Origin of the sequence: Gillisia xinjiangensis (genome assembly GCF_046298265.1) — a bacterium.
Classification (GTDB): Bacteria; Bacteroidota; Bacteroidia; order Flavobacteriales; family Flavobacteriaceae; genus Gillisia; species Gillisia xinjiangensis.
This window is the reverse complement of the sequence record NZ_JBKAHK010000102.1, coordinates 1-547: the sequence shown is the minus strand read 5'-3', so window position 1 is coordinate 547 and position 547 is coordinate 1. Positions and strand designations below refer to the sequence as shown.

The window sequence follows — 547 nt, the reverse complement described above, 5'->3', positions numbered from 1 at the left end:
CGACACGCTGGGACGGCGTACTGCGGAGCTCCACGCTGCCTTCGCTTTCCCGACGGATATTCCGGCCTTTGCGACCAAGCCGTTGCGGGCAGCAGACCTCAAGGCGTGGTCGAAGGCGGTTGCCGGAGAAATCAAGCAGCAGATCTCCATGCTGAGGACTCTGAAGAAACTGACGCCTGAGGCCGAGCAGGTGCGCGAAGCGGTTCTCGAGGCGCGGGATGAGCTTCTTTCCCAGGCGAAAGCGGTGGCGGAGTTGACGCCCGACGGCGGCATCTCCCGCATCCACGGCGACTACCACCTGGGCCAGGTGCTCATCAACAAGGACGACGTGTCGATCATCGATTTCGAAGGGGAGCCGCAACGCTCCCTGGACGAACGCCGCGAGAAGACCTCGCCGCTGCGCGACGTCGCCGGCATGCTGCGCTCCTTCGACTATCTGGCCTGGGCGGCCCTCGACCGGCGCCAGGCGGTGGCGGGCGAAATCGCCGAGGACGAGCGGCTGCGTGCCTTTGCCTGGCGCGACCAGGCCAGCGAGGCCTTCCTGGCG

Annotated in this window: 1 protein-coding gene; it reads left to right on the top strand. The window is 66.5% G+C overall.

Annotated elements, in window-relative coordinates:
* On the top strand, positions 1-547 hold a 547-nt coding region (locus ACKGJN_RS16695; protein WP_409540696.1), incomplete at both ends, for a phosphotransferase.